The sequence below is a fragment of the Mycobacterium sp. EPa45 genome (assembly GCF_001021385.1).
Classification (GTDB): domain Bacteria; phylum Actinomycetota; class Actinomycetes; order Mycobacteriales; family Mycobacteriaceae; genus Mycobacterium.
In genome coordinates, this window is record NZ_CP011773.1 from 2899256 (window position 1) to 2921266 (window position 22011).

At 67.3% G+C, this 22011-nt stretch carries 20 protein-coding genes; 13 read left to right on the forward strand and 7 right to left on the reverse strand.

The features are described 5' to 3' along the window. The first annotated feature begins 3 nt into the window (after positions 1 to 3). The 3 genes from AB431_RS13755 (at position 4) to AB431_RS13760 (ending at position 2101) form a co-directional block, all read left to right on the forward strand. On the forward strand, positions 4 to 1239 hold the full coding sequence (locus AB431_RS13755; protein WP_052960284.1) for a hypothetical protein: 1236 nt from the start codon (positions 4 to 6) through the stop codon (positions 1237 to 1239). Positions 1240 to 1335: 96 nt separating this feature from the next. Then, complete coding sequence (locus AB431_RS31430) at positions 1336 to 1470, forward strand: hypothetical protein (RefSeq protein ID WP_255353543.1); 135 nt, start codon at positions 1336 to 1338, stop codon at positions 1468 to 1470. A gap of 37 nt (positions 1471 to 1507) precedes the next feature. Beyond that, positions 1508 to 2101, forward strand: coding sequence for a hypothetical protein (locus AB431_RS13760; RefSeq protein ID WP_047330388.1), 594 nt, complete (start codon positions 1508 to 1510; stop codon positions 2099 to 2101). Here the strand turns inward: AB431_RS13760 and AB431_RS13765 are convergent. Then, positions 2098 to 2427 (reverse strand): DUF202 domain-containing protein, encoded by a 330-nt coding sequence (locus AB431_RS13765; RefSeq protein ID WP_047330389.1) that lies wholly within the window; start codon positions 2425 to 2427, stop codon positions 2098 to 2100. The genes AB431_RS13760 and AB431_RS13765 overlap by 4 nt on opposite strands. Next, positions 2424 to 2795 (reverse strand): YidH family protein, encoded by a 372-nt coding sequence (locus AB431_RS13770; RefSeq protein ID WP_047330390.1) that lies wholly within the window; start codon positions 2793 to 2795, stop codon positions 2424 to 2426. Before AB431_RS13770 ends, AB431_RS13765 begins: the two co-directional genes overlap by 4 nt. Positions 2796 to 2919: 124 nt before the next feature. Between AB431_RS13770 and dnaE the strand changes: the two genes are divergently transcribed. Then, positions 2920 to 6471: a DNA polymerase III subunit alpha gene (dnaE, locus tag AB431_RS13775; protein ID WP_047330391.1), complete on the forward strand. Its 3552-nt coding sequence runs from the start codon at positions 2920 to 2922 to the stop codon at positions 6469 to 6471. Here dnaE and AB431_RS13780 read toward each other — a convergent pair. Next, positions 6468 to 7388 (reverse strand): PHB depolymerase family esterase, encoded by a 921-nt coding sequence (locus tag AB431_RS13780; protein WP_047330392.1) that lies wholly within the window; start codon positions 7386 to 7388, stop codon positions 6468 to 6470. The two genes, dnaE and AB431_RS13780, sit on opposite strands and share 4 nt — an antisense overlap. Positions 7389 to 7526: 138 nt before the next feature. On the opposite strand from AB431_RS13780, the gene AB431_RS13785 reads away from it, so the two are divergent. Beyond that, entirely contained in the window at positions 7527 to 7910 is a 384-nt protein-coding gene (locus tag AB431_RS13785; RefSeq protein ID WP_047330393.1) for a MarR family winged helix-turn-helix transcriptional regulator, read from the forward strand. Here the strand turns inward: AB431_RS13785 and AB431_RS13790 are convergent. Then, positions 7907 to 8341 carry a PPOX class F420-dependent oxidoreductase gene (locus tag AB431_RS13790; RefSeq protein ID WP_047330394.1) on the reverse strand — a complete coding sequence of 145 codons (435 nt, stop codon included), beginning with the start codon at positions 8339 to 8341 and terminating at the stop codon, positions 7907 to 7909. The genes AB431_RS13785 and AB431_RS13790 overlap by 4 nt on opposite strands. 59 nt (positions 8342 to 8400) lie before the next feature. Between AB431_RS13790 and AB431_RS13795 the strand changes: the two genes are divergently transcribed. Together AB431_RS13795 and AB431_RS13800 are read left to right on the forward strand one after the other, a co-directional pair. After that, on the forward strand, positions 8401 to 8784 hold the full coding sequence (locus AB431_RS13795; protein ID WP_047330395.1) for a MerR family transcriptional regulator: 384 nt from the start codon (positions 8401 to 8403) through the stop codon (positions 8782 to 8784). A gap of 10 nt (positions 8785 to 8794) precedes the next feature. After that, entirely contained in the window at positions 8795 to 9190 is a 396-nt protein-coding gene (locus AB431_RS13800) for an SRPBCC family protein (protein WP_047333406.1), read from the forward strand. Here AB431_RS13800 and AB431_RS13805 read toward each other — a convergent pair. From AB431_RS13805 to AB431_RS13815, 3 genes are all read right to left on the reverse strand, one after another. Further along, a complete protein-coding gene (locus AB431_RS13805) occupies positions 9187 to 9378 on the reverse strand; it encodes a hypothetical protein (RefSeq protein WP_047330396.1) in 192 nt (63 codons plus the stop codon). The genes AB431_RS13800 and AB431_RS13805 overlap by 4 nt on opposite strands. A 35-nt stretch (positions 9379 to 9413) precedes the next feature. After that, entirely contained in the window at positions 9414 to 10970 is a 1557-nt protein-coding gene (locus tag AB431_RS13810) for an MFS transporter (protein WP_047330397.1), read from the reverse strand. Between the two features lie 75 nt (positions 10971 to 11045). Next, a complete protein-coding gene (locus AB431_RS13815) occupies positions 11046 to 11657 on the reverse strand; it encodes a TetR/AcrR family transcriptional regulator (RefSeq protein ID WP_047330398.1) in 612 nt (203 codons plus the stop codon). 124 nt (positions 11658 to 11781) lie between these two features. On the opposite strand from AB431_RS13815, the gene AB431_RS13820 reads away from it, so the two are divergent. The 6 genes from AB431_RS13820 to AB431_RS13845 all read left to right on the forward strand — a co-directional run bounded on the left by AB431_RS13820 (position 11782) and on the right by AB431_RS13845 (position 21993). Then, complete coding sequence (locus AB431_RS13820; protein ID WP_235435893.1) at positions 11782 to 15735, forward strand: bifunctional nitrate reductase/sulfite reductase flavoprotein subunit alpha; 3954 nt, start codon at positions 11782 to 11784, stop codon at positions 15733 to 15735. Between the two features lie 94 nt (positions 15736 to 15829). Continuing rightward, entirely contained in the window at positions 15830 to 17281 is a 1452-nt protein-coding gene (locus AB431_RS13825) for a NarK/NasA family nitrate transporter (protein WP_047330400.1), read from the forward strand. Next, positions 17278 to 19788: a nitrite reductase large subunit NirB gene (nirB, locus tag AB431_RS13830; RefSeq protein WP_047330401.1), complete on the forward strand. Its 2511-nt coding sequence runs from the start codon at positions 17278 to 17280 to the stop codon at positions 19786 to 19788. The genes AB431_RS13825 and nirB overlap by 4 nt, the downstream gene beginning before the upstream one ends. A 48-nt stretch (positions 19789 to 19836) precedes the next feature. Next, positions 19837 to 20202 carry a nitrite reductase small subunit NirD gene (gene nirD, locus AB431_RS13835; RefSeq protein ID WP_047330402.1) on the forward strand — a complete coding sequence of 122 codons (366 nt, stop codon included), beginning with the start codon at positions 19837 to 19839 and terminating at the stop codon, positions 20200 to 20202. Continuing rightward, a complete protein-coding gene (locus AB431_RS13840) occupies positions 20174 to 21319 on the forward strand; it encodes a uroporphyrinogen-III synthase (protein ID WP_047330403.1) in 1146 nt (381 codons plus the stop codon). Before nirD ends, AB431_RS13840 begins: the two co-directional genes overlap by 29 nt. After that, entirely contained in the window at positions 21316 to 21993 is a 678-nt protein-coding gene (locus AB431_RS13845) for a sirohydrochlorin chelatase (RefSeq protein ID WP_047330404.1), read from the forward strand. The genes AB431_RS13840 and AB431_RS13845 overlap by 4 nt, the downstream gene beginning before the upstream one ends. Positions 21994 to 22011 lie beyond the last annotated feature (18 nt).

The following is a 22011-nucleotide window of genomic DNA, read 5'->3' on the forward strand; positions in this document are numbered from 1 at the left end:
GAAATGCCGAGCACCACGGTCGACACCGGCAGCAGACGCGGCTTCTTCATCACGGTCACGGCGCTGCTGGTGCTGTGGGCCGCGGTACTCATGACGCTTGCGATCACGGTCGTGCCCGACGGCTATTGGTATTCCTACTTCGCGATCGACTACTCGGTGGGGTTCATCCGGCGCGGACTGGCCGGTGAGCTCCTCGGCCTGTTCGGTGCGGCGCACTACTTCGGCGGTCTGGCTGTGCTGCGCTGGATCCCGACGGTGGCCTTCGTTCTCGCGCTTGCAGCCGTTGCCTGGTCGATTGCGGTCAAATCCGGCCGTTCGCAGCGACGACGACTGCTGGCCTTGCTGATTCCCGTCCTGCCGTTCGGGTTTGCGTTCGGCTTGTTCTCCGCGCGCACGGATCTGTTGGGTGGCGCCGCGCTCGCCGCCTTCGCGGTCGTACTGACCCGGGTGGCCACCACCCGCGCCACCGTAATCGCCAGTGCCGTCTACGGTCTGGCGCTGGCAGTCCTCACGCTGATCCACGAGGCAACTCCGTTCCTGTTCGGACTCGGTGTGCTGGTGGCGCTGACGGTGTTGGCGCGCGGGCTGGATGCCAAGGCGTTCTGGGCCAGCGTCGTGCTGGCGCTCGGGCCGTCGGTGTCGATCGCGCTGGCCCTGGCCGCATTCGGTCGCCACGGCGTTTCCCCGCAGCTGTGTCAACTGGTGCAGCACGGGCCGATGAATCATCCGTTGGCAGGCAAACCCACGATCGGCCAGTTGCTGAGCGGCTTCCACTACTACGTCGACTACCACGACTGGTTCTGCCGGGCCTTTCTGCCGATGTTCGACATGACGTTCACCGACGGCCTGCGCTTCGTCGGCAGCATCGGCGTCGTCGCTCTGGCCGGTTCGACCGTCTACGGATTGGTCGTGCTGGCGGTGTCGGTGTTGGCCATCGCGCACGTCTCGGGCGTCCCGGTGCGGCGGTACACCGCGCTGTTGCGGGGCCGGCCGCTGGCCGTGCTGGTCGGATTCGTGATGATCCTTCCGGTGTTCTTGACCGGGGTGGACTGGATCCGGTGGTGGGTCATCATCGCGTTCGATCTCGGCATCGCATTTTTGCTGTATACCCGCGACCAACCCGAAGTCGATGAGCCGCCGACTCGGCGCACGCTGATCGTGTTCGCTGTCGGCGTCATCCTGCTGGCGGTTATCCCGATCGGGATCATCCCCGGCTTCGGTGCGCCGGTTCCGATGTAAACACTCCGAAATTCTTTGTCCCGCACCTATTTTCCGTAAGTTGCGGTAGGCGGCGAACCGGCGTCTGAGGCATTGTTGAAGATCGGCCGCTGCATCATGGGTGCGACCTACGAGTTGCTGCTGCCCGGTTACGGGATCGGGTTGGCGCTGCTGACCCTGGTCGCCCTGGGCGCAATGGTGTTCGCGCGGTTCGGGGTCAAGGACGCGCCGCGCGACACCGGAGTGGGGTAGCTTCTCCTCGGCACGTTCGCTGCAGATCGAGGAGCGCATGACCGACAACTCCCGCCGTAACCGGCGGATCATGATCGCGGTCGTCGCCGCGGTGGCAGCGATCGCCATCGTGGTGCCGGTTGCCGGGGTGTTGCTGGCGCCGTTGATGAACAAGCATCAGCAATCGGACAGTGCCATGGTCACGACCACCACCACGCCGCCCCCGCTGACCATCAAGCCACTGTCGCTTCGGCCGGTGAACGGCGCCTACGTGGTCCGGCCCGGAGACTGCGACCCACCACCACCGACTCCGCCCGAGGCGCCGCTGCGCATCTGCGACATCCTCAAGTCCGCCGTGTACGAACTGGGTCCCCAAGCGCTGACGGTTCAGCTCACCGATGTCGACTCGTTCCTGAACCCGCTGACGGCCAAGCAGATGGTGCAGGTCACCATGACGTCGGAGTCGGCCCGGGCGTTCGCCGATTTCACCGCATCCCACATCGACCAGCAGGTCGCGTTCGTCCGGGCCAACGTCGTCGTGTGGGCGCCGAAGATCACCGAGCGGATCGACGGCGAGGTGCTGCAGCTCTCCGGTGACGTGACCGAGGAGCAGGCCCGCGAAATCGCTCGCATGCTCAAAGACGAGGCCTAGCGGTTGGCGTATTCCGACACGATTCCGGCACCGACACCCGCGATGAGCACCACGATGAACGCGGCGGCCCCGGGGACGAAGTACCGCGACAGCGGCGTCTGGCCGGCCAGCACGGTGTCGCGGACCCGTCGGTAGCGCCGCCGGACCACAACGAGGCTGGCGAGTGCGGCGGCCGTGGTGAGCACGACGCCCGGCCACAGCGGGAACCGTTCGACCACACTCCACCGCACCACCAGAGCTCCGACGGCGATCACCCCGATCATCGAGCGCTGCCAGGCCAACGCGGTGCGTTCGGCCACCGCTGTGGCGTCGGTGACCTCGGTCACCGGGTGAACTCGGCGAGGTAGACCAGCACGCCCGCGGCCACGATGATGATCGCCAGACCGGACACCACGATCCGGGGCAGGGGATCGTCGGGCAGCGGCCGTTTCTCCCGCAGCGCCCGCTCGGTGCGGTCCCAGCGGACGTAGGCGCCGAAGGTGACGACCAACGACAGCGCCAGCAGCAGCACTGTGAGCACGATCCGGAACGGCCGCGGCCCGAAGTCGTGGACCAGGCTGGCCAGCGCCACCGCCCCGGCCAGCAGCGCCAAACCCGTCCGCAGCCAGGCCAGGAACGTCCGCTCGTTGGCCAGGGTGAAGCGATAGTCGGGGTCGGTGCCCACACTGCGCAGCGGAGGCTTGGGGGCGAACATAGCTTCTGCCTATCAGGGTGGGCCTCGCCCGCGAAAGCGTTCGGGAGATAAATCGAACCCGCCGCCAGACACGTACTGCGACACGCCGAAGCCTGTCGGTCAGCGGCCCTAGACTGACGGGCCTATGGGTACTGGAACTTCTGCCGGATCTTTTGTGCACCTGCACAACCACACCGAGTACTCGATGCTCGACGGTGCCGCGAAGATCACGCCCATGCTCGCCGAGGCGCAGCGCCTCGAGATGCCCGCCATCGGCATGACCGACCACGGAAACATGTTCGGGGCCAGCGAGTTCTACAACGCGGCCACCAAGGTCGGCATCAAGCCGATCATCGGCGTCGAGGCCTACATCGCGCCCGGGTCCCGTTTTGACACCCGCCGCATCCTGTGGGGCGATCCGGGCCAGAAGAGCGACGACGTGTCGGGCAGCGGCTCGTACACCCACATGACGATGGTGGCCGAGAACGCGACCGGCCTGCGCAACCTGTTCAAGCTGTCGACGCTGGCCTCGTTCGAGGGTCAGCTCGGCAAGTGGTCGCGGATGGACGCCGAGATCATCGCCGAGCATGCCGAAGGCATCATCGCCACCACGGGGTGCCCGTCGGGTGAGGTCCAGACCCGGTTGCGGCTGGGCCACGAGCGGGAGGCGCTGGAGTCGGCCGCCAAGTGGCGGGAGATCTTCGGGCCGGACAACTACTTCCTGGAGCTCATGGACCACGGCCTGTCGATCGAGCGCCGGGTCCGCGAGGGCCTGCTCGAGGTCGGCCGCAAGCTCGGCATTCCCGCGCTGGCCACCAATGACTGCCACTACGTGACCCGCGACGCGTCGCACAACCACGAAGCGCTGCTGTGCATCCAGACCGGCAAGACGCTGTCGGACCCCAACCGGTTCAAGTTCGACGGTGACGGCTACTTCCTGAAGTCGGCTGCCGAGATGCGCGCCCTGTGGGACGCCGAAGTTCCGGAGGCCTGTGATTCCACGCTGCTGATCGGCGAGCGGGTGCAGTCCTACGCCGATGTGTGGACCCCCACCGACCGGATGCCGATCTTCCCGGTCCCGGACGGGCACGACCAGGGCAGCTGGCTGCGGCACGAGGTCGAAGCCGGCCTGCGGCGGCGCTTCCCGGACGGGGTGCCGCCGGAGTACACCGAGCGCGCCGGCTTCGAGATCGACGTCATCTGCGGCAAGGGTTTCCCGTCGTACTTCCTGATCGTCGCCGACCTGATCAACTACGCCCGCTCGATCGACATCCGGGTGGGCCCCGGCCGCGGATCGGCCGCCGGTTCGCTGGTGGCCTACGCACTCGGCATCACCAACATCGACCCGATCCCACACGGCCTGCTGTTCGAGCGCTTCCTCAACCCGGAACGCCCGTCGGCCCCCGATATCGATATCGACTTCGACGACCGTCGCCGCGGCGAGATGGTGCGCTACGCCGCCGAGAAGTGGGGCAGTGACCGGGTCGCCCAGGTCATCACGTTCGGTACCATCAAAACCAAAGCAGCGCTGAAGGATTCGGCCCGCGTCCACTACGGCCAGCCCGGCTTCGCGATCGCCGACCGAATCACCAAAGCGCTGCCGCCGCCGATCATGGCCAAAGACATCCCGTTGTCGGGCATCACCGACCCCAACCACGAGCGGTACAAGGAGGCTGCCGAGGTTCGCGGCCTGATCGACACCGACCCCGACGTGCGCACCATCTACGAGACCGCGCGCGGCCTCGAGGGCCTGGTCCGCAACGCCGGCGTGCACGCGTGCGCGGTGATCATGAGCTCGCAGCCGCTGATCGACGCGATTCCGCTGTGGAAGCGGCCGCAGGACGGCGCGATCATCACCGGGTGGGACTACCCGTCGTGCGAGGCCATCGGCCTGCTGAAGATGGACTTCCTCGGCCTGCGGAACCTGACGATCATCGGCGACTGCATCGAGAACATCAAAGCCAACCGGGGCATCGACCTGGATCTCGACACCCTGCCGCTCGACGACCCCAAGGCCTACGAACTGTTGAGCCGCGGCGACACCCTGGGTGTGTTTCAGCTCGACGGCGGCCCGATGCGCGATCTGCTGCGGCGCATGCAGCCCACGGAGTTCAACGACATCGTCGCCGTGCTGGCCCTCTACCGGCCCGGCCCGATGGGCATGAACGCCCACAACGACTACGCCGACCGCAAGAACAACCGGCAGGCCATCAAGCCGATCCACCCCGAGCTCGAGGAACCGCTCAAGGAGATCCTCGCCGAGACCTACGGTCTGATCGTCTACCAAGAGCAGATCATGTTCATCGCCCAGAAGGTCGCCTCGTACTCGATGGGCAAGGCCGACGCACTGCGAAAAGCCATGGGCAAGAAGAAGCTCGAGGTGCTCGAGGCCGAGTATCAGGGCTTCAAGGAGGGGATGACCGCCAACGGTTTCTCCGAAAAAGCGGTGAAAGCGCTGTGGGACACCATCCTTCCGTTCGCCGGCTATGCCTTCAACAAATCGCACGCCGCCGGTTACGGGCTGGTCTCCTACTGGACGGCCTACCTCAAGGCCAACTATCCGGCCGAGTACATGGCCGGGCTGCTCACCTCCGTCGGTGACGATAAGGACAAGGCCGCGGTCTATCTCGCCGACTGCCGCCGGCTGGGCATCACCGTGCTGCCGCCCGACGTCAACGAGTCGGTGCAGAACTTCGCCTCGGTGGACGACGACATCCGGTTCGGGCTCGGCGCCATCCGCAACGTCGGCGCCAACGTGGTCAGCTCGCTGATCGCCACCCGCACCGAGAAGGGGAAGTTCACCGACTTCTCCGATTACCTGAACAAGATCGACATCGCGGCCTGCAACAAGAAGGTCACCGAATCCTTGATCAAGGCAGGCGCTTTCGACTCGTTGAAGCACCCTCGCAAGGGCCTGTTCCTGATCCACACGGACGCCGTCGACTCGGTGCTGGGCACCAAGAAGGCCGAGGCGATCGGCCAGTTCGATCTGTTCGGCGGCTCCGACGACGCCGATGCCGGTGACTCGGCGTTCACCATCCGCGTGCCCGATGAGGAATGGGACGACAAGCACAAACTCGCACTCGAGCGGGAGATGCTGGGGCTGTATGTGTCCGGGCATCCGCTCAACGGGGTGGCGCACCTGCTGAACGCTCAGGTCGACACCCAGATCCCGGCGATCCTCGCCGGTGACGTCGCCAACGACACCCAGGTGCGGGTCGGCGGCATCCTCGCCGGTGTCAACCGGCGGGTCAACAAGAACGGAATGCCCTGGGCCTCAGCCCAGTTGGAGGACCTCACCGGTGGCATCGAGGTGATGTTCTTCCCGCAGACCTACTCGCTGTTCGGCGCCGAGATCGCCGACGACGCGGTGGTGCTCGTCGGCGGCAAGGTCCGCATGCAGGACGACCGCATCTCGCTGATCGCCAACGAGCTTGTGGTGCCCGACTTTTCGAACGCGCAGGCGAACCGGCCGCTGGCGGTCAGCCTGCCCACCCGGCAGTGCACCATCGACAAGGTCACCGCACTCAAGCAGGTGCTGGCCCGCCATCCGGGTACCGCGCAGGTGCATCTGCGGCTGATCAGTGGCGAGCGGATCACCACGCTGGAGCTCGACCAGGCGCTGAGAGTGACGCCGTCCTCGGCGCTGATGGGGGATTTGAAGGCGCTGCTGGGGCCGGGCTGCCTAGGCGGCTAGCTCGACCGGGCGTGCGCGGCGAAAAACTGCCAGATCGTGGCGGTCGCGTCCAACGCCGTCGACGGCGGCGGCAGGCCGGCGATCTTCTCCACCACGGGATTTGGCACGCCGCCGGGCCATTGATGACCGGCGCCGGCGACGGCGATCAACTCCACGGACCGGCCATCGGGACAATCGGCTCGCGTAGTCCTGACATCACCACTGCTCGATGACACCGGTGGCGCACAGCCGTTGATCGTGCGCCACTGCGCATTGACCGACTCGACGGAGGGTCCGTCGACCCGCGGTGAGCCCGCCGCGGTGAGCGCCTTGCCCGGGCCGCCGTCATAGGGCACGCGGTCGTCGGCAGTGCCGTGAATCTGCATTAACGAGGTTGGTGAAGGGTTGGAGCACCCGGCCAGCAGGGTGCCCGCGACCGATGCGACCGCGGCGAAAAGTGTGCTCTGGCAGGCCAACCGGAGTGCCATCATGGCGCCGTTCGACATACCGGTGACAAAGACTCGGGTGGTGTCGATGGGAATCTGCTGTTCGATCGCGCCGACCATGGCGGTGAGGAAGGCGACATCGTCGACCCCGGATCGGGCGGGTCGGCCGCAGCACGATCCCGCGTTCCACGCCCGGTCCAGCCCGTCGGGATAGGCGACGACGAAGTGGCCGGAGTCGGCTTGGGCATCCCAGTGATAGGCGCGTTCGGCCTGTGCCCCATCGCCGTATCCGCCGTGCAGCATCACCACCAGTGGCGCGGCTCCGGACAGACCGTCGGGCCGATAGATGTGGAACGACCGGGTCGCCCCGCCGACGGATAACGATTGAGTGGACTGCCCCGGCGTGCCCGTCGCCTGAGCGCCGCCCAGGCACCCGCCTGCAACCAGGACTACGGCACCGATCGCCAGCATCTGGACGACTCGAGTCGGCATGTGACCATTCTCGCCCGCATGAATGACAATTGACAAGATGCTTGTCAAAATGGCCGGCGGTAGGCACACTCGTGCCTCGTGGCGAAGCGATCCCTTACTGGGCCGAACTGGCGGCCGACGGTGCCCGCCTTGGTGCACATGCTGGCCGCCAGCGGCGGTCCGGGCCTGCGTGCGGCGTTCGCGGCGGCCGGCCTCGACGGCCTGCGGCCCGCACAGGCGATGGCCCTCGTGCCGCTGGCTGGTGGCGCGCTGCACGCCTCCGATCTGGCCGATCGGCTGCGGGTCAGCAGGCAGGCGGTGGCGCAGGCGATCCGCGCCCTGGAAGCCCACGGCTACGTCGTGCGATCTCCCGACGACGCCGACGCCCGCGCCTTGCTGATCGCATTGACACCGCGCGGGCGTGCGGCTCTCCGCGTGATGCGTTCCAATGCCCTTGCTGTCGAACGGCATTGGGAGCGGGTGTTGGGCCGGCAGCGCCTCGCAGAGCTACGCGCGACCGTGCAATTGCTGTTGGAGGCCTAGGCGGCCAGCTCGACCCGCACGATTGCGCTGCCCGGCCAGAGGTTCGCAGTGCGCAGGCGTTCCCACTTCTCCCGCCAGGGCAGGCTGGCGTCGACGTTCTTGACGCCGGGCAGTGGCAACAGGGGGATTAGGTTGTACTGCCAGCCGTACCGCGTTCGCAGTTGCTGGTTGGCGCGTTCCGCCGCCGCGCCCGACAGCAGAGTGGCCTGCCCGGCGAGCGTGGGCGCGGAATCGGCAACGCGACCCTTGTAGTCGCACACCCGCAGCTCCACCCGCGGGTCGTTGACGATCCGCGTGGTCTTGGGTCCGACCTTGGTGCGGAACACCAGGGTGGCGCCGTCGAGGTGGAACCAGATCGGGGTATCGATGCCGCGGCCGTCGCGGCGATAGGTCCGCAGCAGGGCGTAGCGGCTGGCGTGCAAAGAATCCATACCGCACAGTGAAAGACTTAGAGTTGGCTCCAAGTCAAGCCCGGTTGCGAAAGGCGGCCATGACCTCTGCACTAACCATCGGCGATGTCGCCCGACGGGCGAACGTTGCGCCTACCACGCTGCGCTACTACGAGAAGATCGGGTTGTTGTCCGCGCCGTCGCGGGCTGGCGGTCAACGCCGCTACGACGACGCCGTACTGATCAGACTCGAGGTGATCGGTTTGTGCAAGGCGGCGGGGTTCGCGCTCGACGAGATCGCCGTGCTGCTGCACGACGACGCCCCAGGGCGGCCGGCCAGCCGGGCGCTGGCCGAGGCCAAGCTCGCCGATATCGATGCGCAGATGGCGACGCTGGCGCGCGCCCGCGGAATCATCGAATGGGCGATGGCCTGCACCTGTCCGTCGATCGACGCGTGCACCTGCGGGATCCACGGCCCTCAGTAACGTGGACGCCATGGAGTCCCGGCACATCAGCGTGTGGATCAACCGTTCGGCAGTCGAGGTGTATCGCTACGCATCCGATCCGGCCCACCTGCCGGAATGGGCGGCCGGCCTGGCCCGGAGCGAGCTGACCCGCGTCGGCGATACGTGGGTCGCTCAGTCGCCGATGGGGCAGATCACCATCGAGTTCACCCCCGCCAACGACCTCGGAGTGCTCGACCATGTCGTGAATCTGCCCTCCGGCGAGCCGGTGTTCAATCCGCTGCGAGTGGTCCCGGCGGGCGATGAGTGGTGCGAGGTGGTGTTCACCCTGCGGCGCAGGCCGGAGATGTCGGACGACGACTACGCCGCCGACGCGGCGGCAGTGGCGGCCGACCTGGCGGCCCTGAAACGAGTCCTGGAGCGTTAGTGCTTGCGGCGCAGGCCGAACACCAGCCACACCACGGTCGAGGTGGCGGCGCCCAGCAGCACGGCGGGCGCGGCGCTCATCGTGACGACGCCGACCACGGCGAAGACGATCAGACCGAGCAGCAGCGCGACCAGCTTGTACCGCGGCCACGGAATGCCCGCGATCTGCACCTGGTCCATGCTCGTCATGGCTCGACTATACCTCGTTTTCGGGTGCCCGAAAACTATGATTCGGGTAATGCTGTTCTCGGGTGCGCAGGCAGCACTGCCAGCACGAATACCGCACCGGCCAGGCAGACCGCGGCGGCCGTCAGGCACCCGGCCTGCAACCCGGCGAGGAACGCGTCGTCGACGGCACCGCGCACTGCGGCGGCCAACGGCGGCGGCGCCTGGCCGGCCACCGCCAGTCCCTGCGCCAGGCCTTCACGGGCGGTGGACTGCGCCTCCGTCGGCATCGCGCCCAGCGCCTGACTGTCGGCCAGATGCCGGATGTAGAGCGTGGAGAAGATGCTGCCGATGACCGCGACGCCGAGGGTCCCGCCGACCTGTCGGGTGGCGTCGTTGACCGCGGACCCCGCGCCGGCCTGTTCGGGACGCACCACGCCCATGATCGAGTCGGTGGCCGGAGCCGTGGTCAACCCCAGCCCGCCACCCAGAAGCACCATCTGCATCGCCATCGTCGGGTAGGTGACTGCGAGGTCGCTGGCCGCGATCCAGCCGAACGACGCCGCCAGCAGCAGAAGGCCAACGAAGACAACGACTTTGGTGCCGACGCGGGTCACCGCCAGCCGGGTTCCGACGATCGAGCCGACCGCGATGGACAGCGCGACGGGCAGGATCCGCACCCCGGTCTCCAAGGGGCTGTTGCCCTGCAGCAGTTGCATGAACTGGGTGATCAGGAAGATGAACCCGAACAGCGCGAAGAACGCGACGGTCACCGCGCCGCTGGCGGCACTGAACCGCAGGTTCGTGAACAGGCTCACGTCGATCAGCGGCTCGTGTTGCCGGCGTTCCCACCAGGCGAAGCCCACCGCGGCGATCAGTGCGACCGCGAATCCCGCGAGCGTCGGGGCGCTGGCCCAGCCGCGGTCGGGCGCTTCGATGATCGTGTAGACCAGCGCCCCCAGCATCACGACCGACAGGGCGAGGCCGCCGCTGTCCAGTCGGTGCTGCCTGCCGGGGTTCGATGCCGGGATGACGATGGGAGCGGCCAGGGCGGCGGCCAGTGCGATGGGCGCCAGCGCGAGAAACAAGCTGCCCCACCAGAACACCTCCAGCAGGGCGCCGCCGAGGATGGGCCCGATCGCGACGCCGAGGCCGGTGACCGCACCCCAGACGCCGATGGCGGCTGCGCGCCGGCGGGGCTCCCGGAAGGTGTCGGTGATGATGGCCAGGGTGGTGGGGAAGATCAGCGCCGAGGCGACCCCCATGGCCAGTCGCATCGCGATCAGCGGGCCGGTCGAGGTGCACAAGGCGGCGCCAATGCTGCTGAGCGCGAACAGGATCAGGCCGCCGATCAGGGTGCCGCGCCTGCCGAAGCGGTCGCCGATCGTGCCGCCGGCCAGCACCAGCGCGGCGAAGGCCAGGTTGTAGGCGTCGACGATCCACTGCAGCGCCCTGGTGGAGGCGCCGAGCGCCGAATTCAGGGTCGGCAGCGCGACATTGACGATCGTCGTCTCGACGTTGATGGCCAGGGCGGCGACCAGCACGACCGCGAGGATCGCGACGGGGCGACCCCTGCCGGAGAGGTGGGCCGGGGCCGGCTCGATGTCGACAGTCATACGCCTGACCCTTCATGTTGACGGCGATAACATCCCCGAGCATGCCAGCCTGAAGTTAACGCTGTCAACATCTGGCTAGCGCAGGCCCTCGCCGATCGTGTCGAGCAGGCGAGTGGTGATCAGTCGTTGCCGATCGGTGCCCGCCATCCCGAGCGGGCCGTCCAAGAAGAGGGTCGCGGCGCCGTGGACGGCAGCCCAGGCCGCCTCGTCGAATCCGTCCCGCCGGTCGGGGGCGAGCATCCCCGCCGCCACCAGGTCATCGATGCAGCCGCGCAGGATCTGGAACGGATGCCGATCGGCGGGCACCGTTTCCTCGTTGGGCTCCGTGCCGTCCGGCGCGAACGCGGTACGAAACAGCCCCGGCTCGGCCACCGCGAAGTCGACGTAGGCCTGGCCGGTGGCGCGGAACCGGGCCAGTGCCCGGTCGGTCGACGGACCGTCGTCCGGCACCCGATCGAGCGCCTCGACCATCGCCCCACCGAGCTGGGCCATGACGTTGGCTTTCACCGCGGCCAGCAGCGCCCGCCGGTCGGCGTAGTGCCGATAGGCGGCCGAATTACTCACCCCGGCCAGGCGCTGGACGTCGCGCAGCACGACGGCGTCCGGGCCACCCGCACGGGCCAGCGCGACCCCGTGTTCGAGGAGGGCCTGCCGCAGATTGCCGTGGTGGTAGGAGGCGGTGGCCATGTTGACAAGTGTTACATCGCCACCCGAGTTCTCACACGAGCGCCGCCGACGAAGTGAGCGCGGTTTATCGTCGTGATAACGCGCTACGGCACCTTCCGTAATGTGCCGTAGGCACTGTTGGGTCGTGGCTGCCCGGATTGACTGCGCCGACCACATCCGTACCGCGTGCTCGTACTGCGGTGTCGGATGTGGCATCGACGTGCGCACGAAGCCCGGCCCCGGAGGTCCGGTCATCGCCAGTGTCGTCGGTGACCGGCTTCATCCCACCAACCTCGGCCGGTTGTGCACGAAGGGCGCCACGCACGCCGAATTGATGGCCAACACCGACGGCCGCGCGGTCGATGCGCTGATCCGGCCGGCGCGCGGCGAGCAATTCGAGGCGGCCTCCGTCGAGGACGCTGCCGCCATGGTGGGCAGCCGGCTCGCCGACATTCGTGACCGGTACGGGCCGGACTCGATTGCCCTGTACGTCTCCGGCCAGATGTCGCTGGAGGCCCAGTATCTCGCCACCAAATTGGCCAAGGGCTTCATCGGCACCGTCAACATCGAATCGAACTCGCGGCTGTGTATGGCCAGTGCCGCGACCGGCTACAAGCAATCCCTCGGCGCGGACGGTCCACCCGGCTCCTACGACGATTTCGATTGTGCCGATCTGTTTTTCGTCATCGGCGCCAACATGGCCGACTGTCATCCCATCCTCTTTCTGCGAATGGCCGACCGGCTGCGGGCCGGCGCCAAGCTGATAGTCGTCGACCCGCGGCGCACCGCCACCGCGGACAAGGCCGACCTCTTCCTGCAGATCCGGCCCGGTACCGATCTGGCGCTGCTCAACGGGCTACTGCATCTGTTGGTGGAATCCGGCGACATCGACACCGATTTCATCGCCGCGCACACCGAGGGCTGGGCGGCGATGCCGGAGTTCCTCGCCGACTATCCGCCGGCCCGCGTCGCCGAGATCACCGGCCTGTCCGAAGCCGATATTCGCACCGCGGCAACGATGATCGCCGAGGCGGGCGAATGGATGTCGCTGTGGACGATGGGTCTCAACCAGAGCACTCACGGCACGTGGAACACCAACGCCATCTGCAATCTGCACCTGGCCACGGGTGCGATCTGCCGGCCCGGTAGCGGCCCGCTGTCTCTCACCGGCCAGCCCAACGCCATGGGCGGCCGTGAAATGGGTTACATGGGACCGGGATTGCCCGGTCAGCGCTCGGTGGCCTCCGCCGAGGACCGGTCGTTCGTCGAGGCGGTGTGGGGTCTGGAGCCGGGAACGATCCGCGCCGATGTGAACCGCGGAACCGTCGACATGTTCTCTCAGATGGCCACCGGTGACATCAAGGCCTGCTGGATCATCTGCACCAATCCGGTGGCCAGTGTGCCCAACCGCGCCGGCGTGATCGCCGGGCTGGAGGCCGCCGAACTCGTGGTCACGCAGGACGCCTACGCCGACACCGCCACCAACCGCTATGCCGATGTGGTGCTGCCCGCGGCGCTGTGGGCGGAGTCCGATGGCGTGATGGTCAACTCCGAGCGCAATCTGACCCTCGTCCGGCAATGTGTTTCACCGGCCGGACAGGCCAGGCCCGACTGGCAGCTGATCTGCCAGGTGGCCGCCGCCATGGGGTTCGGCGCGCACTTCGACTACCGGTCCAGCGAAGAGATCTTCGACGAGATCCGTCACTTCGCCAATCCCAAGACCGGGTACGACATTCGGGGTGTCAGCTACGAGCGGCTGCGCGAATCACCGGTGCAGTGGCCGTGCCCACCCGGCGACACCGAGGATCGCCATCCGGTTCGCTATCTCAACGACGGAACGGTGGCCTTCGCCACGCCGTCGGGCCGTGCGGTGTTTCACCCCCGGCCGCACATGGAACCGCACGAATGTCCTGACGATGAATTTCCGTTGGTGCTCAACACCGGTCGGCTGCCGCACCAGTGGCACACCATGACCAAGACCGGCCGGGTCGCCAAGCTCAACAAGCTCAACGGCGGCCCGTTCGTGGAGATCAACCCGACCGACGCCCAGGTGCTCGACATCGTCGACGGCCAGTCCGTGGAACTGCAGTCCCGGCGGGGCCGCGCGGTGCTGCCCGCCGTCGTCACCGACCGGGTGCGGCCCGGCAGCTGTTTTGCGCCGTTCCACTGGAACGACGAGCATGGCGAATATCTGGCTATCAATGCGTTGACCAGTGATGCGGTGGACAAGGATTCGCTACAACCGGAACTCAAAGTGTGCGCGGTGAGCGTGCGTCCGACCAAGACGGTGAGCAGACCGCTTCCGCCATCGGTCACCGACGACGAACAAGTCTATTTGGCAGGGTTTTTCGCGGCGCTCAAGGGAGACGTTGCAGGCGTTCCGGTGCTCCCCGCAACCGCGCCGGTCAGCCGAACGGTCCGACTGTGGGTGGACGGACTGCTGGCCGGAACGTACTCGCGTGTCACCGACGGATCACATGTTCCCGAGCGCGACGCCGTGTCAGGTCCGTTGGTGCTGTGGGCCTCGCAGACCGGAAACGCAGAGGACCTGGCCACCAGGCTGGTCGATCAACTGGCGGCGGCCGGGCTCGCGGCAACACTCGTCAGCATGGACGACTGTGCACTGGATGATCTCGCAGCGCGCGACGTGTTGGTGGTGACCAGTACGTTCGGCGATGGCGAGCCTCCCGACAATGGTGCCGCCTTCTGGGATCGGCTCCGGGCGCCGGACGCCCCGGACCTGCACGGGCTTCGGTTCGCGGTGCTGGGAATCGGCGACCGGTCCTACGGCCAATTCTGCGGCCACGCGCGATCTCTCGACACCAGGTTGGCCGAACTGGGGGCCACCCGCCTGCTCGACCGCAGCGACTGCGAAGCGCACGACGAGAATTCGTTGATGTCGTGGACGAAGCAGGTGGTCGAGCTCGTCAATGCCACCGGGGCGAAACCGGCAGTCGCCGACCTGTCCGCCACAACGCAACCGGCCGAACCGTTCACCCGCGCCCGACCCATCCCCGCCCGGCTGACTCGCAACATCAGGCTGACCCCGCCCTCGGCGGCCAAGGAGGTGCGCCAGCTCGGCTTCGACATCTCCGAGCATGACGTCACCTACGCCATCGGCGACTCGCTGGGTGTGCTGCCACACAACAGCGATGCCGATGTCGCCGCGTGGCTGGCGGCGACCGGCCTCAGCGGCGACGAGGTGGTGGAGGTCGACGGGGCGGAATGCACACTGCGCCAGGCACTCACCGAGAGTTACGACATCTGTCGCGTGACCCCGAACCTGTTGGCCTTCCTCGCCGAGACGACGGCGGACAAGTCTGCCGCCAGGCAACTGCGGGCCGCTCGCGCGCAGCTGGACACCTGGCGGCTGGGACGCAACGGGATCGACGTCGTACGTGCCTTCGGTGTCCGGGCCGGCGCCGAGCAGTGGCAGGAGGTACTCGTTCGGCTGACCCCTCGACTGTATTCGATTTCGTCGAGCCCGCTGGTCAGCCCACATGAAGTGCAGCTGACGGTGTCGATCGTCCGCTACCAGGCGCCGGACGGCGGAGAGCGCGGGGGAGTGTGCTCGACGTTCCTGGCCGACCGTGCCCGTGATGTTCCGGTGTTCTTGCAGCGATCACCGCACTTTCGCCCCCCGGAAGACGCCACCGCGCCGATCGTGATGATCGGTGCGGGCACCGGGATCGCGCCGTTCCGCGGATTTCTTCAGGAGCGCCGTGCCCTGGGCCACACCGGCCGCAACTGGTTGTTCTTCGGCGACCGGCACCGCGCCGAAAACTTCTACTACGAAGACGATCTGACCGATATGGTCACCGACGGCTTTCTGAACCGGCTCGACCTCGCGTTCTCCCGGGATCAGCGCCGGCGAATCTATGTGCAGGACACCATGATCGACAACGGGGCGCAACTGTGGGCCTGGTTGCAGGACGGCGCCCACCTCTACGTCTGCGGTGACGCCACGGCGATGGCCAGAGACGTCGACATCGCCCTGGACACGATCATTCAGACCCACGGCCATCTCGGTGCCGATGCCGCACGCGACTACAAGCGAGAACTGATCGCCGCGAAACGGTATCTGCGCGACGTGTACTGACCTCACGACGGCGCTCCCACCAAAGTGAGCAGGTTGTGACATCAGGATCACGGCGTGCAGCGAAGGCGCAACAAAGAATTCCTACCGTGATCCCATGCAGACTTCCATTACCCACAGGGGCTACGACATCGACGACTGGAATGCCGAAGACGTCGAGGCCTGGAACAACGGCGGCGCGAAAATCGCACGCCGCAACCTGATCTGGTCGATCTTCGCCGAGCACGTCGGTTTCTCGGTGTGGTCGATCTGGTCGGTCATGGTGCTGTTCATGCCGCAGAATGTCTACCACATCGACGCCGCAGGGAAGTTCTTCCTGGTGGCGGTCCCGACATTGGTGGGCGCCATCCTGCGCATCCCGTACACGTTCGCCGTTGCCCGCTTCGGGGGCCGCAACTGGACCATCTTCTCGGCCCTGGCGCTCTTGGTGCCGACCGTGCTGACGCTGTATTTCATGGCACACCCGGGCACTTCGTACACCACGTTCCTGATCGTGGCCGCCTTCGCCGGGGTGGGCGGCGGGAACTTCGCTTCCTCGATGACCAACATCAACGCCTTCTATCCCCAGCGGCACAAGGGTTGGGCGCTCGGCCTGAATGCCGGCGGCGGCAACATCGGTGTCGCCGTCGTCCAGATCATCGGTCTACTGGTCATCGCGGGAGTAGGCAACCGCTCACCGCACCTGGTCTGTGCCGCCTATCTGGTGCTGATCGCGCTGGCCGCGGTCGGGGCGGCGCTGTACATGAACAACCTCACCAATCAGCGAAGCGATGCGCGTTCGATGATCGATGTTCTGGCCCATCGTGATTCGTGGCTGATCTCCCTGCTCTACATCGGTACGTTCGGGTCGTTCATCGGCTTCGGCTTCGCGTTCGGTCAAGTCCTGCAGATCAACTTCCTGGCCGGGCTGTCGCATGGGGGGCCCGTCACCCCGGCGATGACCGCGCAGGCCTCGCTGCATGCTGCTCAGATCGCGTTCATCGGCCCGGTGCTCGGCTCGCTGTCGCGCCCCTTCGGCGGTTGGCTGTCGGACCGCTTCGGTGGCGGAAAGGTCACCCTCTACACGTTCTTCGCGATGATCCTCGCCGCCATCGTGCTGGTGCTGATCGGCGAAATCGACGATGCCACCCCCGGCCCGGCGTCGGGCGGCGTGATGGCCGCCATCGTGGCCGGCTTCATCGCGCTGTTCATCTTGTCCGGTATGGGCAACGGCTCCGTCTACAAGATGATCCCGTCGATCTTCGAGGCCAAGTCGAAGAGCATCGACCTCAGCATGGCGGAGCGCAGCGCATGGTCACTGCGGATGTCGGGTGCCCTGATCGGGATCGCCGGTGCGGTCGGAGGACTCGGCGGGGTCGGTGTCAACATCGCCCTGCGGGCGTCCTACCTGTCGCCGGCCAAGTCCGCGACCATGGCGTTCTGGGTGTTCCTCGGGTTCTACGTCCTGTGCGCGGTGATCACCTGGTTCGCCTACGTGCGGACTCCCAAGCGCGCCAATGCCATCGGTACCGACAACTCGGCGGTCGGCAGCGCGGCGGCCGCCGCATGAGCGCCGCACGCCGTACCGTCGTGGTCGTCGGCCACGGCATGGTCGGCCACCGGTTCGTCGAGGCCCTGCGCGATCGCGACCGTGGCGGAAACTGGCGGGTGATCGTGCTGTGCGAGGAACCCACGGCGGCCTACGACCGGGTCGGCCTGTCGTCCTACATCGACGGCTGGGACCGGACGACGCTGGCCCTGGCCGGAAACGACTATGCCGGAGACGAACTGGTCGACCTGCGGATCGGTGAGCCGGCCACCGCCATCGACCGGGAGCGCTGTCATGTCATCACATCAGCGGGGGAGCGCATCGGCTATGACGCGGTTGTGCTGGCAACCGGCTCGTACCCGTTCGTTCCGCCGATCCCCGGCAGCGATCTGGACCGCTGCTTCGTCTACCGAACGCTGGAAGACCTCGACGCGATCCGCGCGGCCGCCGCGGCGGCCCGCCCCGGGGCCACCGGCATCGTCGTCGGCGGTGGCCTACTGGGTCTGGAAGCAGCCAACGCACTCAAACTGCTCGGATTGACTCCGCATGTGCTGGAACGGTCGCCGCGACTGATGCCGATCCAGGTCGACGACGGCGGCGGTGCGCTGCTGAACAGGTTGATCACCGATCTCGGCATCGTCGTACACACCGACGTCGCGTCCACCGAGATCGTCGAGAGCGGTGACGGGATCACGGTGTCACTGTCCAACGGCGAGCAGCTCGACGCCGCGGTGCTGGTGTTCTCCGCCGGGGTGCGCCCGCGTGACGAGCTGGCCCGGGTGAGCGGACTTCCGCTCGCCGAACGTGGCGGGGTGCTGACCGATCTCAGCTGCGCGACCTCCGATCCGCGGGTGTACGCCATCGGTGAGGTCGCGGCCGTCGAGGGCCGCTGCTACGGCCTGGTTGCACCGGGCTACACGATGGCCGAGGTGGTGGCCGATCGGCTGGTCGGCGGCGCGGCCGAGTTCCCGGGCGCGGACCTGTCCACCAAACTCAAACTCCTCGGTGTCGACGTCGCCAGCTTCGGCGACGCGCACGCCACCACACCCGGTGCGCTGGAAGTCGTCCTCAATGACGCCGTCAACCAGACCTACGCCAAACTGGTTGTGTCTGACGATGTTTCGACGTTGCTGGGCGGTATTCTGGTCGGCGACGCAGGAGCGTACTCCACGCTGCGCCCGCTGGTCGGCCGCCCGCTGCCCGCCGACCCGGCGACACTGATCTCGCCGGCCGGGGCCGAGGTCGGGGTCGGCGCACTGCCCGACGACGCGCAGATCTGCTCGTGCAACGCGGTGTCCAAACACAGCATCTGTGGCGCGATTGCGGACGGCGCCCATGACGTACCGGCGATCAAGTGCGCGACGGCCGCCGGAACATCCTGCGGCAGTTGCATTCCCATGCTCAAGCGGCTGCTCGAGTCGCAGGGCGTGGCGATGTCCAAGGCGCTGTGCGAACACTTCCCGCAGTCCCGTGCCGAGCTGTTCCAGATCATCGCAACGACCGGTATCCGCACGTTCTCGAGACTGATCGCCGAACACGGCACCGGCACCGGCTGCGACATCTGCAAACCGGTCGTGGCTTCGATACTGGCATCCACCTCCTCGGACCACATTCTCGACGACGAGACGGCCGCACTGCAGGACACCAACGACCACTTCCTGGCCAACATTCAGCGCAACGGCACGTATTCGGTGGTGCCGCGGCTGCCCGGTGGTGAGGTCACCCCCGAACAGCTGATCGTGATCGCCGAGGTGGCCCGCGATTTCGGCCTCTACACCAAGATCACCGGCGGCCAGCGCATCGATCTGTTCGGCGCCCGCGTCGAGCAGCTGCCGCAGATCTGGAAGCGGTTGGTCGACGCCGGCATGGAATCCGGCCACGCCTACGGCAAGTCGCTGCGCACGGTGAAGAGTTGTGTCGGCTCATCCTGGTGCCGTTACGGCGTGCAGGACTCGGTGGCGATGGCCGTCGAACTCGAACTGCGCTATCGCGGGCTGCGTTCCCCCCACAAGATCAAGATGGGCGTCTCGGGTTGCCAGCGCGAATGCGCCGAGGCGCGCGGCAAGGACGTCGGGGTGATCGCCACCGAGAAGGGCTGGAACCTCTATGTCGGCGGCAACGGCGGCGCCAATCCCAAGCATGCGCAGCTGCTGGCCGGCGATCTCGATTCCGAAACCCTGGTCCGCTACATCGACCGCTACCTCATGTTCTACGTCCGCACCGCAGACCGCCTGCAGCGCACCGCCGTCTGGCAGGAGACCATCGAAGGTGGGCTTGATCACATCCGCGACGTCGTGTGCGAGGACTCGTTGGGCATCGCGGCCGACCTCGACGACGCGATGGCCCGACATATCGATGGCTACTCCGACGAATGGGCCGGCGTGCTGAACGACCAGGAAAAACTGGCTCGGTTCGTGTCGTTCGTCAATGCGCCCGACGAGTCGGACCCGACCGTCGCGTTCGACGAGACCGGTCCCCGCAAGGTGCCGCTTCTGCTGGGCATGCCCCGGCAGCGTCAACGCGGCTGAAAGCCACGCGTAACAGCCGCGAAACACAACCCCTGGAGGCTTGAAACCATGACAGTTCTTGCAGACACCCGGCTGGGGCTGGATGTCGATGTCTGGACGACCGCATGCCCCCGGAGCGCACTGCTCACCGGGCGCGGCGTCGCGGTGCTGCTGCCCGACGGCCAGCAGGCGGCATTGTTCTTGTTGGCCGACGGCACGCTGGCCGCAGTCGGCAACATCGACCCGTTCGGACGCGCGGCGGTGATGTCGCGCGGTCTGGTCGGGGATCGGCGCGGCGAGCCCACCGTGGCTTCGCCGTTGCTCAAGCAGGTGTTCTCCCTGGTCGACGGTCGGTGCCTCGACGACGAGTCACACGCACTGCCGGTCTACGACGTCAGGGTGGTCGATGGATTCGTCGAGATCAGAAGTCGCTGACCCGCTGGCCGGCTTCACCGTCGGGGTAACCGCCGCGCGCCGGGCCGAAGAACTCATCACGCTCCTCGAGCGACGCGGTGCCGCCGTTGTCCACGCGCCGACGATCCGGATCGTTCCCCTGGTCGACGACGTCGAGCTGCACCGGGTGACCGAGCAGCTCATCGCCGAACCGCCCGACCTGGTGGTGGTGACAACCGGGATCGGGTTTCGGGGCTGGGTGGAAGCCGCCCACGGTTGGGATGTACACGACGGCCTGCTCGCCGCCCTGGGCTCGACACGCATCCTGGCGCGCGGCCCGAAGGCGCGCGGCGCGGTCCGCCAGGCCGGATTGTGCGAGGAGTGGAGCCCGGAGTCGGAATCGTCGGTGGAAGTGCTGGAGCGACTGCTCTCCGAGGGCGTGGACCAACTGCGCGTTGCGGTCCAGTTGCATGGTGCGGCCAGCGAATGGGAGCCCGACACCGACATCTGTGACGCCCTGGCCCGGGCCGGAGCCCAGGTGGTGCGGGTGCCGGTCTACCGCTGGGAGCAGCCCGATGACACCCGGCGCATCGACCACCTGATTTCGATGATCGTCAACTCCGACGTCGACGCGGTGAGCTTCACCAGCGCGCCAGCCGTCGCCTCGCTGCTCGAACGTGCGAAAGCCGTTGGTGCGCTTGATTGTTTGATTCACGCGCTGCGCCACAACGTGGCGGTGTTCTGCGTCGGCCCGGTCACGGCCAGCCCGCTGGCCCGACTCGGCATCGAGCCGCGCTCGCCGCAGCGATACCGGCTTGGTGCGCTGGCCCGGCTGATCACCGACGAACTGCCGGTCCTGGCAAAGCAATTCAGCGCAGGCGGCCATCACATCAGCGTCCGTAGCGCCAGCGTCGAGGTCGACGGTGAGCTCAAGGTGCTGCCGCCGGCGGCCATGGCCCTGCTGCGGCGACTGCTGGTTGCGCCCGGCCTGGTGGTGTCGCGCGAAGAGCTGCTCGCCGAACTTCCCGGTGGTGGTGACGACACCCACGCCGTCGAGACCGCGATGGCGCGGCTGCGCTCGGCGCTGGCCGCCCCGCGGGTGGTCCAGACCGTGGTCAAACGCGGCTACCGACTCGCGGTGGATGTGGAGGCGACATGACACCCGACCTGGTCCTGGTCGCCCACGGCACCCGGAATCCGCTGGGGCTGGCCACTATCACCGAGATCGCATCAGCCGTCGCCGAACACGTCGGTCCGGTGCGGACCGCTTTCGTCGACGTCCTCGGGCCCAATCCTCGCGAGGTGCTGGCAGATTCGGCGGTGCCGGCGGTCGTCGTGCCGGCCTTCCTGGCGTCGGGCTACCACGTCAACACCGATCTGCCGGCCCGGGTGACCGAAAGCGGCCACGCGTGCGTGACGATCACGCCGGCGCTGGGACCGGACCCGGTGCTGGCCGAGCTCATGCGCACCCGACTGCTCGAGGTGGGCTGGTCACCCGGTGACGCGGTGGTGATGGCGGCGGCCGGGTCGTCGGATCCGGCCGCTCGACGCGAGTTGGTCCGGGCCGCGAGTCTGCTCGCCGATCTGGTGGGCGAGGTGCACCTCGGCTTCGTCGCGACGGGTGCGCCGACGGTCGCCGACCTGGTCGGCCGGATCCGTCGTTCCGGACGGCGGGTCTTCATCGCCTCCTACCTGCTGGCGCCCGGGGTCTTCCACACCAGGCTCGCCGCCTGCGGGGCGCAGGCGGTGACCGAGCCGCTGGGTTCCCACCCCGACCTCGTGAGGCTGCTGGCGCATCGCTTCACCACCCATATCTCCAGCACGATTCACTGATTTGGCGCGGCCGGTGGC

What these genes read in the sequence shown, in the direction of transcription:
- AB431_RS13755 (WP_052960284.1), top strand. Translation starts at nt 4, where the DNA reads ATGCCGAGCACCACGGTCGACACCGGCAGCAGACGCGGCTTCTTCATC.
- AB431_RS31430 (WP_255353543.1), top strand. Translation starts at nt 1,336, where the DNA reads ATGGGTGCGACCTACGAGTTGCTGCTGCCCGGTTACGGGATCGGGTTG.
- AB431_RS13760 (WP_047330388.1), top strand. Translation starts at nt 1,508, where the DNA reads ATGACCGACAACTCCCGCCGTAACCGGCGGATCATGATCGCGGTCGTC.
- AB431_RS13770 (WP_047330390.1), bottom strand. Translation starts at nt 2,795, where the DNA reads ATGTTCGCCCCCAAGCCTCCGCTGCGCAGTGTGGGCACCGACCCCGAC.
- dnaE (WP_047330391.1), top strand. Translation starts at nt 2,920, where the DNA reads ATGGGTACTGGAACTTCTGCCGGATCTTTTGTGCACCTGCACAACCAC.
- AB431_RS13780 (WP_047330392.1), bottom strand. Translation starts at nt 7,388, where the DNA reads ATGCCGACTCGAGTCGTCCAGATGCTGGCGATCGGTGCCGTAGTCCTG.
- AB431_RS13785 (WP_047330393.1), top strand. Translation starts at nt 7,527, where the DNA reads ATGCTGGCCGCCAGCGGCGGTCCGGGCCTGCGTGCGGCGTTCGCGGCG.
- AB431_RS13790 (WP_047330394.1), bottom strand. Translation starts at nt 8,341, where the DNA reads ATGGATTCTTTGCACGCCAGCCGCTACGCCCTGCTGCGGACCTATCGC.
- AB431_RS13795 (WP_047330395.1), top strand. Translation starts at nt 8,401, where the DNA reads ATGACCTCTGCACTAACCATCGGCGATGTCGCCCGACGGGCGAACGTT.
- AB431_RS13800 (WP_047333406.1), top strand. Translation starts at nt 8,795, where the DNA reads ATGGAGTCCCGGCACATCAGCGTGTGGATCAACCGTTCGGCAGTCGAG.
- AB431_RS13805 (WP_047330396.1), bottom strand. Translation starts at nt 9,378, where the DNA reads ATGACGAGCATGGACCAGGTGCAGATCGCGGGCATTCCGTGGCCGCGG.
- AB431_RS13810 (WP_047330397.1), bottom strand. Translation starts at nt 10,970, where the DNA reads ATGACTGTCGACATCGAGCCGGCCCCGGCCCACCTCTCCGGCAGGGGT.
- AB431_RS13815 (WP_047330398.1), bottom strand. Translation starts at nt 11,657, where the DNA reads ATGGCCACCGCCTCCTACCACCACGGCAATCTGCGGCAGGCCCTCCTC.
- AB431_RS13825 (WP_047330400.1), top strand. Translation starts at nt 15,830, where the DNA reads ATGCAGACTTCCATTACCCACAGGGGCTACGACATCGACGACTGGAAT.
- nirB (WP_047330401.1), top strand. Translation starts at nt 17,278, where the DNA reads ATGAGCGCCGCACGCCGTACCGTCGTGGTCGTCGGCCACGGCATGGTC.
- nirD (WP_047330402.1), top strand. Translation starts at nt 19,837, where the DNA reads ATGACAGTTCTTGCAGACACCCGGCTGGGGCTGGATGTCGATGTCTGG.
- AB431_RS13840 (WP_047330403.1), top strand. Translation starts at nt 20,174, where the DNA reads ATGGATTCGTCGAGATCAGAAGTCGCTGACCCGCTGGCCGGCTTCACC.
- AB431_RS13845 (WP_047330404.1), top strand. Translation starts at nt 21,316, where the DNA reads ATGACACCCGACCTGGTCCTGGTCGCCCACGGCACCCGGAATCCGCTG.